Annotated in this window: 11 protein-coding genes and 4 tRNA genes; 7 read left to right on the forward strand and 8 right to left on the reverse strand. The window is 38.3% G+C overall.

Annotation, left to right across the window (positions count from 1 at the left end):
- Window positions 1–30 precede the first annotated feature (30 nt).
- Entirely contained in the window at window positions 31–639 is a 609-nt protein-coding gene (wrbA, locus tag ACS604_RS07295; protein ID WP_474771010.1) for an NAD(P)H:quinone oxidoreductase, read from the reverse strand.
- A 360-nt stretch (window positions 640–999) separates the two neighbouring features.
- Here wrbA and ACS604_RS07300 point away from each other — a divergent pair, with 360 nt between their 5' ends.
- On the forward strand, window positions 1,000–2,247 hold the full coding sequence (locus ACS604_RS07300; protein ID WP_004789583.1) for a YihY family inner membrane protein: 1,248 nt from the start codon (window positions 1,000–1,002) through the stop codon (window positions 2,245–2,247).
- Between the two features lie 107 nt (window positions 2,248–2,354).
- Here ACS604_RS07300 and ACS604_RS07305 read toward each other — a convergent pair whose 3' ends face one another.
- Together ACS604_RS07305 and ACS604_RS07310 are read right to left on the reverse strand one after the other, a co-directional pair.
- Entirely contained in the window at window positions 2,355–2,996 is a 642-nt protein-coding gene (locus ACS604_RS07305; RefSeq protein ID WP_474771013.1) for a fumarylacetoacetate hydrolase family protein, read from the reverse strand.
- Window positions 2,997–3,035: 39 nt separating this feature from the next.
- Complete coding sequence (locus ACS604_RS07310) at window positions 3,036–3,533, reverse strand: YcxB family protein (protein WP_238612737.1); 498 nt, start codon at window positions 3,531–3,533, stop codon at window positions 3,036–3,038.
- 223 nt (window positions 3,534–3,756) lie between these two features.
- Between ACS604_RS07310 and ACS604_RS07315 the strand changes: the two genes are divergently transcribed.
- On the forward strand, window positions 3,757–4,449 hold the full coding sequence (locus ACS604_RS07315; RefSeq protein ID WP_474771015.1) for a nitroreductase family protein: 693 nt from the start codon (window positions 3,757–3,759) through the stop codon (window positions 4,447–4,449).
- 112 nt (window positions 4,450–4,561) lie between these two features.
- Here ACS604_RS07315 and ACS604_RS07320 read toward each other — a convergent pair.
- Window positions 4,562–4,638 (reverse strand) — tRNA-Arg (locus ACS604_RS07320).
- A gap of 580 nt (window positions 4,639–5,218) precedes the next feature.
- On the opposite strand from ACS604_RS07320, the gene ACS604_RS07325 reads away from it, so the two are divergent.
- Window positions 5,219–7,408: a beta strand repeat-containing protein gene (locus tag ACS604_RS07325; RefSeq protein ID WP_474771017.1), complete on the forward strand. Its 2,190-nt coding sequence runs from the start codon at window positions 5,219–5,221 to the stop codon at window positions 7,406–7,408.
- 70 nt (window positions 7,409–7,478) lie between these two features.
- Here ACS604_RS07325 and ACS604_RS07330 read toward each other — a convergent pair whose 3' ends face one another.
- The 4 genes from ACS604_RS07330 to ACS604_RS07345 all read right to left on the reverse strand — a co-directional run bounded on the left by ACS604_RS07330 (window position 7,479) and on the right by ACS604_RS07345 (window position 8,472).
- Entirely contained in the window at window positions 7,479–8,072 is a 594-nt protein-coding gene (locus ACS604_RS07330; protein ID WP_474771019.1) for an HAD-IB family hydrolase, read from the reverse strand.
- Window positions 8,073–8,178: 106 nt separating this feature from the next.
- Window positions 8,179–8,255: transfer RNA gene (locus ACS604_RS07335), tRNA-Arg, on the reverse strand.
- 39 nt (window positions 8,256–8,294) lie between these two features.
- Window positions 8,295–8,371, reverse strand: a tRNA-Arg gene (locus tag ACS604_RS07340).
- 10 nt (window positions 8,372–8,381) lie between these two features.
- Window positions 8,382–8,472 (reverse strand) — tRNA-Ser (locus ACS604_RS07345).
- Window positions 8,473–8,733: 261 nt separating this feature from the next.
- On the opposite strand from ACS604_RS07345, the gene rnr reads away from it, so the two are divergent.
- The 4 genes from rnr to ACS604_RS07365 all read left to right on the forward strand — a co-directional run bounded on the left by rnr (window position 8,734) and on the right by ACS604_RS07365 (window position 14,024).
- Window positions 8,734–11,148 (forward strand): ribonuclease R, encoded by a 2,415-nt coding sequence (gene rnr / locus ACS604_RS07350; protein ID WP_474771020.1) that lies wholly within the window; start codon window positions 8,734–8,736, stop codon window positions 11,146–11,148.
- Window positions 11,149–11,282: 134 nt separating this feature from the next.
- Window positions 11,283–13,337: a M3 family metallopeptidase gene (locus ACS604_RS07355; protein WP_474771022.1), complete on the forward strand. Its 2,055-nt coding sequence runs from the start codon at window positions 11,283–11,285 to the stop codon at window positions 13,335–13,337.
- Window positions 13,338–13,377: 40 nt separating this feature from the next.
- Window positions 13,378–13,587, forward strand: coding sequence for a YheV family putative zinc ribbon protein (locus ACS604_RS07360; RefSeq protein ID WP_004639498.1), 210 nt, complete (start codon window positions 13,378–13,380; stop codon window positions 13,585–13,587).
- A gap of 11 nt (window positions 13,588–13,598) precedes the next feature.
- A complete protein-coding gene (locus tag ACS604_RS07365; RefSeq protein ID WP_174740226.1) occupies window positions 13,599–14,024 on the forward strand; it encodes a hypothetical protein in 426 nt (141 codons plus the stop codon).
- The last annotated feature ends 132 nt before the right edge of the window (window positions 14,025–14,156 follow it).

A 14,156-nucleotide genomic window follows, 5' to 3' on the forward strand; every position in this document is an offset into this window, starting at 1 on the left:
GAGCGGATATCCGCTCTTTTTTTTAACTGTTTAAAGCGAAACTAAAAGCTTTTTAACAACCTCACCCAAACGTTTGCCCTGAGCTTCACACAAAATCTTTTCATCCTGACTTAAACTCTGGTCATGGCGAGGTCCGCTTACATGACTTGCCCCATATGGTGTTCCACCTGTTTTAGTATTGGATAAAGCTGGAATTGCATTTGGTAATCCCAAAATCATCATCCCGTGATGAAATAACGGCGGTAGCATCGTGAGTAAAGTACTCTCCTGCCCACCATGCATTGATCCAGAAGTGGTAAAAACACAAGCAGGTTTACTGTGTAATGCCCCATTTAGCCAGAGACTCGTCGTTTGATCCCAAAAATACTTCATTTCACTCGCCATATTGCCAAAGCGAGTTGGAGAACCTAAGGCCAAACCAGCACAATTTGCTAAATCATCTAAAGTACAATAAATGTCACCTTCTGCCGGAATACTTGGTTCGGCTTCGACGACTACTGGAGCTATATTCGGTACTGTACGAATTTTCACTGCCATGCCCGTAGATTCAATGCCATTGGCAATTAAATGAGCCATTTCTTTAGTAGAACCATATTTACTGTAATAAAGTACAAGAACGTAAGGTTGCATCGGTTTCATGAATTTTGTTAAAAAGAACACTATACGGTATTTTTTATTTTTTTGGCGAAGCCAATTTTATGAAATTCTAGAGGTGATTGATTGTTTAGCGTTAAAGGCAACACGAGCAAATTTCTCAAATTCCTTGAGTAAAAGGTTCACCAACTTTTGATGAATCTTATGATCACACAACAGAAAGCCAACTTTTCTGAAAAGATTATGGCTACAATTTTTTCTATAGCGCATAGTAAACTTACAGAACGACTTTAATTCTATAAGTTATTATTTTGCTTTAATCTACGATTTGAGTTCTTCAGCTCATACTTTGATAAGCTATTAATCGCCCAACATGATGACTAAAAAAATCGGGATAGACGACGTATGTTACAACGTTTTTTAAAGAAACTTCCTTTTTATAATAAAACCTGGTTTCAGTTCGTTTTATATGTATTTAAGCGTTTTGAAGCTGATCGGTGCCGTGAACAAGCAGGCTCTCTTACCTATACAACACTATTTGCGGTTGTACCGATGCTAACGGTTTTTTTAGTAATTATTTCTTCAATTAAAGCGTTAGAACCTGCAAGACAACAGCTTCAACATTTAATTTATAGTAATTTTTTACCTAAAAGTACCATCGCATTTGATAAAGCCCTTAATGCTTTTACAGAAAAGTCGAGCAACTTGACTGTAATTGGCGTGCTATTTTTATTCGTCACAACAGTTCTAATGCTGACAACAATTGAAACTGCCTTTAATCGTATTTGGCGAGTAAAAGAAACCCGCAGTGGTATTGTGGGTTTTATGCGCTACTGGACTATTATTTCGCTTGGTCCCATTATCTTAGGTAGTGCCTTTGTTATTTCATCAACTGTTGCATCGATGAATTTATTAAGTAATAACTTTACAGGTTATCAACTTGATGGTGCCTTTCTACTTTGGCTCATTTCTTTTCTTCTTACTGTTTTGGGGTTCTTTATTTTATATTGGACTATTCCCAACCGCACAGTTCCGCTATTTTCAGCAGCAATTGCCGCATGTTTGAGTGCTGTATTGTTTGAAATACTCAAGAACTTATTTGGCTTTTTGATGTCAAACTTTACCAGTTATGAAATTATATACGGAGCATTTGCAGCAGTACCTATTTTTCTATTATGGGTTTTCTTGTCTTGGAATATTGTTTTACTTGGGGTCGAAGTGAGTTTTGCACTTACCGCTTTCCATTCAGGCAAAGAGCAAAAAAGACATCCTGTACTAATGTTACTCGATATTTTAGAACTATTTTATAAAAAGCAAAAAGTTGGTGAAAGTGTAAGTGACAAAGAGGCTTTAGAAATTTTAGGCCGTGGAGAGATTGGGCGCTGGCCTTCATATGTCCTTTTACTTGAAGAGCAAAATTTAGTTAAACGCACAGATAAAGATGAATATGTTCTTGCACGTAATTTGTCTCAAGTCGACTTTTGGACTTTCTTTACCGCTCTTCCATACCCATTACCTTTACGCCAAGATGTTCAAAATGTACATGATGACGATGAATGGATGGAAAAAATTGGTCCTGCCTTAATCGAGTCTAATGATTATTTAGCTGCAAAACTTTCAATTCCTCTTTCAACAATTTTTGAAGAGAAATAGAAAAAATAAAACTATTTATTAATATAAATATCTCCCACTTCTAGACAATAAAAAACCCTACTATTGAAAAATAATAGGGTTTTTTTATTGGAAAATTTAGGAATAGCTTATACTTTCACAAAAGTTTTCCATACAAAATCTTGCGTTGCACCTTTCAATGTCATTTTTAAGTGATCACCCGAGTGTAATGGCCCAACACCAGCAGGTGAACCTGTCATAATTACATCACCTGGTTCTAGTGAAAAGACCTGATTAATATCAGCTAATAGATCACCAATAGTAAACATTAATAATGCCGTATTACCATCTTGACGTAATTCATCATTAATATGGAAAGTGAATTTAGTTTCTTGCCAATCTGTAATTTCGCTCACATCTACCCAATCAGCTAATACACAAGCACCGTCAAAAGCTTTTGCACGTTCCCATGGATGACCTTTACTTTTTAGATCATTCTGTAAATCACGCATTGTTAAATCCAGACCTAATGTTACCGCACCAATCGCTTTTAATGCTTTTGCAGGATCTATTTCACCTTTTAAAGGTTGATCAATGCGTAAAACTAATTCACACTCAAAATGACAACTACCCCAAGCTGAATTCCAGGAAATACCGTCATTTAAACCAATCAAACTACTAGGTGGTTTAATAAATAATATAGGCTTGTCAGGCATAGCATTATTTAATTCTTTGACATGATCAGCATAGCTTCTGCCTACGCAAACGATTTTTGAAGGACGAGTATTCATGAGGCTTCCTTTGTTGTTGCGGCTAATAATTCCAATAATTTATTTCTTAAATGTGTTTTCAAATATCGTTTGATCTGAAGCCTGTGCAAATGCTCGTTTTGGAACAATAATTACAGTTTTGTTTTTTAACTCAATCATGTACGTCAGCTTACCTTTAGCAAAGGTTTGCACATCCGCATATTGCACTACTTGCTTACGTTCACTGGAATAAAGCTCAAAATAATCTTGATAAAGGTCGATTCCCTGCTCACTCTTTCCAAACTGGTAACGAACAAATTGACGTTTAAATAACATCGGTAAAAGCCAATAACGCATCAACCCTTGCATTACTAGAAAAAACAAACCTAATCCAACATAATATCGACCAACGCCAGAGAAACCTAAATAAAGTCCCCAGATAATAATTGCAATACTAATCGCAGGTGTTAGAAAACGGGTAAATTGTTTTTTCCCAAATGTTACTAACGAAAATCCATCTTGTGATTCTTCTAAATTCAAATAGTAACGTAAAGATAAAGCTGTTTTTTGCTCAGTCATTGCAATGCATCAATACTCAATAAATCGAAACTATTAGAGCATATTCATTTCAGCTTTAAAATGAATCAAAGGCTATTTTTTGTTTTGTTTAAAAGGAGCTGTTATGGTTTGGTTGCAAAATATTTTTCGTTGCATATATGGAACGTAGATTCATATTTTTTGAGCTTATTTCACTTTTTAAAATTTCTACAATAAGAGCATCACCTGCTTAGTAGAATGTCTCATGTCTTTTTTTGCAAAATTATTTGGCTTAAATCAAAAAGTAACAGTCTCCAAAGATGTGGTTACGCAAACCACTCAAGAGAAGAACCTCTCAAATGAATCAAGCTTTTTAGAATTAATTAAAAAACGTCGTTCAATTTATTCAATAGGAAAGAACTTAAAACGGTCTCCAACTGAAATTGAAAAATTAATTCAAGAGGCTGTAAAACATAGCCCATCTGCATTTAACTCCCAGTCTTCTCGCGTTGTGATTTTATTTGATCAATCCCACCAAAATTTTTGGAATATTGTTTTAGATGTATTAAAAACGCTTATTCCAGCAGAAGCCCTAACAGGAACTGAACAGAAAATTCAAAGTTTTTCGGCGGGTGTAGGTACAGTTTTATTTTTTGAAGACCAGCATGTAATTAAAGGTCTACAAGAGCAATTTGAAACATATGCAGATAATTTTCCAATCTGGTCTGAGCACTCAACAGCAATTGCACAATTTGCGGTATGGAACATACTGGCTGAACAAGGCATTGGTGCTTCTTTGCAACACTATAATCCAATCATTGATGAGAAAATTAATGCCACTTTTAATTTTCCCGCTCATTGGAAATTAAGAGCTCAATTAGTATTTGGTTCAATCGAAGGCGAAGCCGGAGAAAAAGCTTTTATTGAAGATGAAAGCCGCTTTAAAACATTTGGCTAATTTTCTACTTTTAATTTTGTTCAAAGCTGGTTGCCACGGGCACTAGCTTTTAATAGAAATGACAAAAAATAGGCACAAAAAAACCGCTATATATAGCGGTTAATTCTTCAAGTGGTGCGCTCAGAGAGATTCGAACTCCCGACCCCTTAGTTCGTAGCCAAGTGCTCTATCCAGCTGAGCTATGAGCGCGTACTTGATGTTGCGCATTATACGCATTTTTTAAGGCTTAGGAAGCCTTTTTTCATCTTTCTGTCATCAACCGTCTAGTTCTTAGCCACACCCCTCTTTTACATAAAATAGTAGCTAAAATTATTGAAGACTTTCTTACCTAAGATGTATTTGAAATATTTTTTTTCAAATAAGTTTTATAGACTTTTTGATGTATTTCGCCATATATCTAAAAGCTAAAGTCGACCATTTCACTCAACATTATAGAAATAATATATTTCTAGCTAAGCCTTAACATTATAGACTTCAGTAAAATTTATCTAATATACTGCTTCAAATAAGTGGAAATATAAGAAAAAATATAATTAATTAAAAAAATATTATATAAAAACCATTATTATTTTTACGTCTAAATGAAATGAATTATTCTTTCTTTAAATATTATTTAATATTAAAAAATGTGACCAAAAATACACATTGACAGCTTTTGATATCTAACCAATACTAAATTCCAATTAATGAGATATACATCTCATTAATTATGTAGCGCAATAAATAATACTTACTTAAAAATACATAATTATATAGGAAATAGACCAACATGTTTTTACTAAAAAATCTCGTATCTTCGATTTCAAAAGTTACTCAAGACTTGGGTAATGTTGTATCGGTAAATACCACGGTAAACACGGACTCCTCTGTTGATGCACACGTTTCAACATCAGGCTTACTTTCAAATGTTATTTCTACAGTAACGAATACTGTTACCCACACAACAACAGGCTTAGTTTCTGATGTGATTGGCACTGTAACCGGTACTGTCGACTCTACAAACCCATTAGAAACAGTAACCAATGTTGTAGGTGGTGTAACTGGCGGAACTTCATCAATTTCCCCAGTCATTGATGTCGTTCAAGGTGGTATTGATATTCTTCAGGGTGTCGAAAGCCTAAAAACTGAAATTATCAACACTGGCATTGAAACTGTTGCTGGAACAATCATTGGAGTACTCCCACAAACTGAACATCCTGTTTCTGAAATTGCAGAACTTGGCACATTAACTTTTGAAACTTCTCGCGACACGGTAAATGGTGCTCTTGAAGTTTTTTCTGATTTAGTCGGTGGAGATATCTCAGGCGCAACTGCGTCAGCAACAGGTATTGTTGAAACACTTATCAATAATGGTACAACTGCTACAGGTATTGTCACTGGTGTGGTTGGAAGTATTACAGATGTAGTTGGTGGCGTAACAGGCGGTGTTAGCGGCAACCCTCTTGAAGTTGTGACTGACATCATCGGTGGCGTAACAGGTGGTGTTGGCGGTAATCCTCTTGAAGTCGTAACCGACATCATCGGTGGCGTAACGGGTGGTATCGGTGGCGGCACATCACCAATTTCTCCAGTAATCGACGTAGTTCAAGGCGGTATCGATATTCTTCAAGGCGTTGAAAGCCTAAAAACTGAAATTATTAATATAGGTATCGACACTGTTGCCGACACAATCATTGGTATTCTCCCACAAACTGAACATCCTGTTTCTGAAATTGCAGACCTCGGCACATTAACTTTCGAAACATCTCGCGACACGGTAAACGGTGCACTTGAAGTTGTTTCTGATTTAGTTGGCGGAGATATCCAAGGTGCAACTGAATCAGCAACTAGTATTCTGGGTACACTTATCAATAATGGTACAACTGCTGCTGGTATTATCACTGGTGTTGCAGGAAGTGTTACAGATGTAGTTGGTGGCTTAACAGGCGGTGTTAGCGGCAACCCTCTTGAAGTTGTGACTGACATCATCGGTGGCGTAACAGGTGGTGTTGGCGGTAATCCTCTTGAAGTTGTGACTGACATCATCGGTGGCGTAACAGGTGGAGTTGGTGGTAACCCTCTTGAAGTTGTGACTGACATCATCGGCGGTGTAACAGGCGGCGTTGCTGGTAATCCTCTTGAAGTTGTGACTGACATCATCGGCGGTGTAACGGGCGGTGCTGCTGGTAACCCTCTTGAAGTCGTAACTGACATCATCGGCGGCGTAACAGGTGGTATTGGTGGTGGAACATCTCCGATCTCTCCAGTGATCGACGTAGTTCAAGGCGGTATCGATATTCTTCAAGGCGTTGAAAGCCTAAAAACTGAAATTATCAACACTGGTATTGATACAGTAGCAGATACAATTATCGGTATTCTTCCACAAGTAGAACATCCTGTTTCTGAAATTGCAGACCTCGGCACACTAACTTTTGAAACTTCTCGCGACACAGTTAATGGTGCTCTTGAAGTTGTATCTGACTTAGTCGATGGTGATATTCAAGGTGCAACTGAATCAGCGACGGGCATTATCGGTACACTTATTACTAATGGCTCTACTGCAACTGGTTTATTAACAGAAATCCTTGGCGGTGTAACAGGCACTATTGGTGAAGTTACTGGTGGTGATAGCCCTCTTGGCGTAGTGACTGATCTTCTTGGAGGTTTAACTGGTAGTGTTAGCGGTGATAGTCCACTCGGTGTAGTGACTGACCTTCTAGGCGATTTAACTGGTGGCGTTACAGGTGGCACAGAAAACCCTATTGGTATCGTAACGGATATCGTGGGTAGCTTAACTGGTGGGGTGACTGGTCAAGGTGGCTTAGATGTCATTTCTAATTTACTTGGTGGATTAACAAGTGGCAGCCTACTCGGTGGAGTAACGTCTACAGTAACTAGTGTAACAAATACAACGCATACTATCGTACCTCAGTCATTACTTACTGATAACTTCTTAGATAATTCTTTCCATACTGTTTAATATCATTAAAAGAAAGCCACTTTTATAAGTGGCTTTCTGATTTAATATAGTTTCAAATATTAATTTAATACTAATCAATCTCTTGCCATCTATAATACTTTTTATGTGCTAATTCCAACATTGCATAATCATTAGGAGTATCACCATAAGCATATATGGTCGGGTATTGGCTTAAATCATATTTATTTTTTATTCTATTTACTTTTTCCAAATAACCACAATCACCATCAATAAAATGACCAGTTAAAATACCATTTTGTGTTTCAAGTTGGTTGCATATAACATCTAAACCTAAAGAATGACACCAACTTTCTAAATAAACGCCTAATGATGCTGATACAACAACAATCTGATCACCTTGTTGTTTATGCCAGAGAATACGCTCCAAAGCATTTTCACGAACACATGTAGGAAGTACCTTTTTAGCAAACTCTTGCCCCATATCTTTTAGGGAATTCGCGTCATAACCCACATATCCCACTTGGCAGAGCTTAGTTCGAATGGTTTTATCCGTTACCCAACCAAGTTTATAGCCAGCTATATACGGTGCAAGCCGAATACCACCGACGAGTTGTGTTTTTCTGTCTAAAGAAAATTTAAGAAACAAGCTGAATGTGTCGTTATGAGTGATGGTGCCATCAAAATCAAATAAAGCTAGGTTCATTTATGATTATCTCTAATATAATTAAAAAGTTATAAATTTAGATTTATTAAAATTACTAAAAAATAAGCACAAAAAAACCGCTATAAAAGCGGTTAATTCTTCAAGTTGGTGCGCTCAGAGAGATTCGAACTCCCGACCCCTTAGTTCGTAGCCAAGTGCTCTATCCAGCTGAGCTATGAGCGCGTAACTTGTGTGCCTTTCAGCGATTTGTTCTGTTTTACTTGGTGCGCTCAGAGAGATTCGAACTCCCGACCCCTTAGTTCGTAGCCAAGTGCTCTATCCAGCTGAGCTATGAGCGCATTAAGTAAATGGCGGTGAGAGAGGGATTCGAACCCTCGATACCAGTAATAGGTATGCTTCCTTAGCAGGGAAGTGATTTCAGCCACTCATCCACCTCACCGGAACGAGCCGCCATAATACAAACTAAAACCACATTGTTCAAGTCATCATACTGAAATTTTCTTGTTTTTTAGTTCAATGAATTATTTTTTAAGCAATTTCCTCATTATTTTCGTCTTTTTCGATCAAACGCTTGTTAAGATAGATATTATTTATTCATCAAAATACCGTAGTGCATAACACATTATTGCAAACCTGAACGTGCAGTTCGGGTCTGCATGGCTTATGCTAAACTTATCTGCCAAGCGTGAAACAAAACGACATGACAAAAAACTGGGCTGACCCTGAAGCGAAAGCTGAAGCTGAACGTTATGACAATCCTATTCCAAGCCGTACTCTGATTTTAGATACGTTGGAACAGTTGCAAACACCACAATCTCATGCAGAGCTTGTCGATCATTTTAATATTCATGACCAAAAAAGTATCGAAGCATTAAGTCATCGTTTAAGTGCTATGGTTCGTGATGGTCAAATCATGAAAGACGGTTTTAAATTTCAGTTGGTGGCAGATCAACCAACATATGAAGCAACTGTTTATATTAATAGTAAAGGTTTAGGTACAGCACATATTGATGGTCAAACTGATCTTTTACTTCCTGAACGTGAATTACGTTTAGTATTTAATGGTGACCGAGTTAGAGTGCGCCAGACTTCAGTAGACCGTAAAGGTAAACCTTGGGGTTTTATCACAGAAGTTTTACAGCATCGTGTTAAACAATTAATTGGTAAATTGTCAGTTCATGAGGGTGAATATTTTATTCAACCCAACAATCCCAATCAGCATCAGCCTATTCCTTTAGAAAAAGAACTCGTAAAACATGCTGGGGCGAATGTTGGCGATATGCTACGTGTTGCAATTGATAGCTATCCGACCCGTGAAGAGTTTTCAACAGCACATATTATTCAGTCTATGGCCGATAAAGCTGATACAGAAATTATCATTCCACAAACCATTCTTGAGTTTGGTTTGCCATATGAATTTCCAGATCAGGTATTAAAAGAAGCAGAAAGTTTTAAAGAGCCATCTGCTCAAGATCGTGAAGGTCGTATTGATTTAAGAGATTTGGCATTAGTTACAATTGATGGTGAAGACGCTCGAGATTTTGATGATGCAGTTTATGCAGAAAAACGTCCGGGTGGTGGTTACCGCGTTGTAGTCGCAATTGCCGATGTCAGCCATTATGTACGCTTAGACTCAGCCCTCAACGAAGAAGCTGAGGAACGAGGCACTTCGGTATATTTCCCACACTTTGTATTACCAATGCTACCAGAGGCTTTGTCAAACGGCTTGTGTTCTCTGAATCCTCACGTAGACCGCTTATGTATGGTCTGTGACCTTAAGCTCTCTCGTTCAGGCCGTGTAACTGGTTACGATTTTTATCCGTCGGTTATGCACTCAAAAGCACGTTTGACCTATACACAGGTAGCGCAATACTTTGAAGGCGCAACAGATGCGATTCCAAAAGATCGTGATGTTCATAAATCTTTAAATACACTTTTCCAGCTTTATCAAATTTTAAAAAACTTGCGTGCTGACCGCCATGCAATGGAATTTGAAACTATTGAAACGTACATGACTTTTGATGAGTTGGGTGGAATTAAAGAAATTTTGCCACGTACACGTAATGAAGCACATAAGCTCATTGAAGAATGTATGTTGCTTGCTAACGTTGCTGCAGCTGAATATGCATTAGAGCATGATGTTCCGATGTTATATCGTGTGCATGAAGCTCCAGAGTTTTCACGTATTCAGAAAGTAAAAGACTTTGTTAAATTGCTTGGTCTACCCTTCCCTGACCAACCAACTCAAGCAGACTATCAAAAAGTTATTGAAGCGACCAAAGACCGTATTGATGCACCAAGTATTCATGCCGTTTTATTACGCTCAATGATGCAAGCTTATTATGGTGCAAAAAATGCGGGGCACTATGGTTTGGCTTATGAAGCCTATACCCATTTCACTTCGCCAATTCGTCGTTACCCAGATTTATTATTGCACCGTGCTATTAAAGCACACTTGAAACAAAAGCCTTATCCACTCTCTGGTGCAGCGCTTGATGATGCTGGTGAACATTTTTCTCAAACTGAACGCCGTGCAGATGAAGCTTCTCGTAGCGTAACAACTTGGTTGAAGTGTCACTACATGCAACAGCATTTGGGTGACGAGTTTATTGGTATCGTAAGTGCAGTAACCGAATTTGGTTTATTTATCACACTTAAAGATCTATATGTCGATGGCATGATTCATATTAGCCAACTCGGCGATGACTTCTTTATTTATGACCAAGCGAGCCAAAATCTGGTAGGTCAAAATCGTGGTCAAGTCTTTGGTTTAGGCGATGAAGTTAAAATTCAGGTGGCTGGCGTAAATCTTGAAGAACGTAAAATTGACTTCCAGCTTCTTCAACAAGTCACGCATGCAGGAAGAGTCGTTCGTAGCCGAGCTCCACGCACAACGAAAACATCTTCACAGGCAACTGAAGAAGTTTTCAGTAAACCAGCAAGTAGTGATGGCGAAAGACCTGTTCATAAAAAGAAAGAAAAAGCCAAGGCGAGTTCTTATACTAAAAAGTCTGGTAAAAAACCTTCTGCAAAAGCCGAAAGTAAACCAGAAAAAGTAAAGAAAAAGTCTAAGCCTAAAAAGAAAAAGGCCAATGCAAAATCAAAGGCTGAATAATTAAACACTAGATGTTGTCAGCCTAGAAATAAGTCCCGATTTGGGACTTATTTCTTTTTAGAAAGCTTATTTTGCACATTAAACTTGATTTCTGGCTTGAGAGGACCTACATCTAATAACATGTTTAAAAAATAATGTGGCTAACAGCAATGACTTTACAGCAAGCGACCTTACCAACCCCGCGTTTTGATGAAATTAAATTAGAAAATTTAAAACAAGACATCCAACAAGCGATTCAAGCAGGCCAAGAATTTTTAAATACACTTACCGCTGTACCTACTGATACCGCTCAACAACTTGCCGTACTTGAACAAGTCGATACACTTGAAAACAACCTTAGTGAATCATGGGGTGTTTTATCACATTTAAATGCGGTGATGAACAATGCTGAAACCAGAGAAGTCTATCAATCGTTATTACCAGCCTTGAGTGAATATTACACTCAACTTGGCCAACACACGGCGCTCTATCAAACTTATCAGCATATCCATGATGGTCATGGTTATACCTCTCTTAGTCCAGCCCAACAAAGTGCTATTCGACTCGCTTTACGTGATTTTAAACTTTCTGGTGTGGCTTTAGAGGGTGAAGAGAAAAAACGCTATGCAGATATTTCTGCTCGCCTTTCACAGCTTTCTTCTGATTTTTCTAACCATGTACTTGATGCAACACAAGCATACTTTAAACCGCTTACAGAAACTGAGCTAAAAGGTCTTCCTGAAAGTAATGTTGAGTTATTAAAACAATACGGTAAACAACGTGAGCTCGATCAAGCTGTAGCAACTCTAGATTTCCCAGCTTATTTTGCAATCATGACTTATGCAGATGACCGCGCTTTGCGTGAAGAGCTTTACAGAGCTTATGTCACTCGTGCATCTGATCAGTCTGAACAAACTGAGTTTGATAACAGCAAAATTATGGAAGAAATTTTAAGTCTTCGTCAAGAAATGGCGCAGCTACTTGGTTTCAATAACTACGCTGAATATTCTCTTGCAAGCAAAATGGCACCAGATGTAAAAACGGTACATGACTTTTTAGTTGATCTCGCTGAGCATGCTCGTGCCCCTGCTCTTCAAGAAGTTGCTGAACTTCAAGAGATTGCCAAGCAAGATGGTGTTGACGAACTTAAACCTTGGGATAGTACTTACTATTCAGAAAAGCTCAAACAGCAACAATTCAACTTATCGCAAGAAGCATTAAAACCATACTTCCCTGCACCTAAAGTCATTCAAGGTTTATTCCAGATCGTGCAGCGCTTATATGGTATTAACATCATTGAGCGACAAGCACCTGTCTGGCACCCAGATGCACGTTATTTTGAGTTAGAAGACCAAGGCCAAGTGATTGGTGGATTCTTCTTTGACATCTATGCACGTACGGGCAAACGTGGTGGTGCATGGATGAACGGTTTCCGCTCACGCATGCAGACTCTTCACGGTCTGCAAAAACCAATTTGCTACATGGTATGTAACTTTACACCTCCAGTAGGTGATCAGCCTGCTTTACTGACTCATGATGAAGTCATCACCTTATTCCATGAGTTTGGACATGGTTTACATCACATGCTGACCGAAGTAGATAACATTTCGGTTGCAGGTACTCATGGTGTTGCTTGGGATGCGGTAGAACTTCCAAGTCAGTTCATGGAATTCTGGTCTTGGGATAAAGAAAGTCTAGATGTATTAAGTGAGCACATTGAGAGTAAACAGACCTTACCACAAGAATTGCTCGATGCTTTATTAAATGCCCGCTTCTTCCAATCTGGCATGCAGACTTTACGTCAACTTGAATTTGCCTTGTTTGATTTAACAATTCACACCAAAACACCTGCACTGAACAGTGAGCAAATTCAGCAGACTTTAAATGAAATACGTAGCCAATATGCTGTCGTTCCTACGGTCGCATACAACCGTTTCCAACATAGCTTCAGCCATATTTTTGCTGGAGGCTATGCGGCAGGCTATTACTCTTACAAATGGGCAGAAGTGTTAGCTAGCGATGCATTTGACCGTTTTGAACATGAAGGCATTTTCAATACTCAAACAGGTAAAGAATTCCGTCAGGCGATTTTAGCTGTAGGCGGAAAAGACACTGCTCTTGAAGCATTTGTTAATTTCCGTGGCCGTGAACCTAAAATTGATGCATTGTTACGTCATCAAGGTTGGACGAATGACAGCAAAACCGCTTAAACTATGGGCCTAAATTGATCGTGTGGTTAGGGTGATAAAGATGAAAAAACGTTTCATTGCTGGGGCTAAATGTCCAAAATGTGAAGCAACAGATCGGATTGTCATGCTAACCACCGCTGAAGACGAATGGATTGAATGTATCGAATGCGGTTATAGTGAAAATCGTCCGACTCATATTGATGAGCCTGAAGCGCCCGCTGTACCTGATGAAGTTGGAGTAATACAGTTCAAGCCTCGTCGTCCTGACTAAAGGTCTTAGAGATGCCACTACAAAGAAAACAAAACTCAAAACTATTGTGGATTTTAATTGGGGGCTTAAGCATTCTTGTAGTGCTTTTTTTAGCTGCACAATGGTTTTTCAAAAAAACCGAGTCATCCGCACCAATGGTTGATCCTCAACCTGTTTCGACGCCCGCTCCTGCTAAAACCGCTGATCCATCATCAAGTTCAGAACCTGTAGCAGAAGCTGCAAGTTCACAACAGCTTGTGAATGAAGATGTACTCAAACAGCCTGTACCGGCTCAAGAGTCTTTAGCAAAAGAAGAAGTGTCTAAACTCGATGATATCCATCGCCAGCTAAAAGATCAGGAAGCAACTTTAAAAGCTCAGCATGCTGATGCTGATCAATTAACCAAACTCAAAGAAGAACAAGTTAAATTGCTTGAAGCTCAGCTCAAACAGCAATAGTTTTTCAATGGGAAATAAAAAAAGCTAAAGATAGATAACTTTAGCTTTTTTTATTTTAATTAATAACTCTAGCCATTCTTTTTTCTAAATTTATTGAATCCTCTTAATACAAAAAGCCCTCCGTTTAGGAAG

This window comes from Acinetobacter sp. Li1LvA2, assembly GCF_056156705.1.

Coding starts and splice junctions, on each gene's coding strand:
- wrbA (WP_474771010.1), bottom strand. CDS start 639: ATGAAACCGATGCAACCTTACGTTCTTGTACTTTATTACAGTAAATAT.
- ACS604_RS07300 (WP_004789583.1), top strand. CDS start 1,000: ATGTTACAACGTTTTTTAAAGAAACTTCCTTTTTATAATAAAACCTGG.
- ACS604_RS07305 (WP_474771013.1), bottom strand. CDS start 2,996: ATGAATACTCGTCCTTCAAAAATCGTTTGCGTAGGCAGAAGCTATGCT.
- ACS604_RS07310 (WP_238612737.1), bottom strand. CDS start 3,533: ATGACTGAGCAAAAAACAGCTTTATCTTTACGTTACTATTTGAATTTA.
- ACS604_RS07315 (WP_474771015.1), top strand. CDS start 3,757: ATGTCTTTTTTTGCAAAATTATTTGGCTTAAATCAAAAAGTAACAGTC.
- ACS604_RS07325 (WP_474771017.1), top strand. CDS start 5,219: ATGTTTTTACTAAAAAATCTCGTATCTTCGATTTCAAAAGTTACTCAA.
- ACS604_RS07330 (WP_474771019.1), bottom strand. CDS start 8,072: ATGAACCTAGCTTTATTTGATTTTGATGGCACCATCACTCATAACGAC.
- rnr (WP_474771020.1), top strand. CDS start 8,734: ATGACAAAAAACTGGGCTGACCCTGAAGCGAAAGCTGAAGCTGAACGT.
- ACS604_RS07355 (WP_474771022.1), top strand. CDS start 11,283: ATGTGGCTAACAGCAATGACTTTACAGCAAGCGACCTTACCAACCCCG.
- ACS604_RS07360 (WP_004639498.1), top strand. CDS start 13,378: ATGAAAAAACGTTTCATTGCTGGGGCTAAATGTCCAAAATGTGAAGCA.
- ACS604_RS07365 (WP_174740226.1), top strand. CDS start 13,599: ATGCCACTACAAAGAAAACAAAACTCAAAACTATTGTGGATTTTAATT.